This window comes from Bacillus cereus group sp. BfR-BA-01524 (assembly GCF_022662595.1).
Lineage (GTDB): Bacteria > Bacillota > Bacilli > Bacillales > Bacillaceae_G > Bacillus_A > Bacillus_A thuringiensis_S.
The window spans coordinates 1-212 of record NZ_JAKUDW010000503.1 but is presented as its reverse complement, the minus strand read 5'-3'; the positions used below and the strand labels follow the sequence as shown (position 1 = coordinate 212).

The following is a 212-nucleotide window of genomic DNA, read 5'->3' as shown; positions in this document are numbered from 1 at the left end:
CTCACAAAGCCACATAGAAACTTTCTTTAGCATTCCTGTTCCACCAATTACAAGTGCATGCAAATACTATCCCTCCCTAGTAAAATGAAACTTTAATCAGCGGGGGGGGGGTTGTTCATCCCCCACTGATTATTAGCCCTCACCAATCGGGGGCTTACTGCCCGTTAATGCGGAATAAAATGTCATATGAGGTTTCTCATCTCTATAATAAT

The 212-nt window shown here is 42.5% G+C and carries 1 pseudogene; it reads right to left on the bottom strand.

Annotated features, from left to right (window positions below):
* Positions 1-63 (bottom strand): annotated as a pseudogene (locus tag MR170_RS32095) (short-chain dehydrogenase); the annotation flags it as partial.
* Between the last annotated feature and the right edge of the window lie 149 nt (positions 64-212).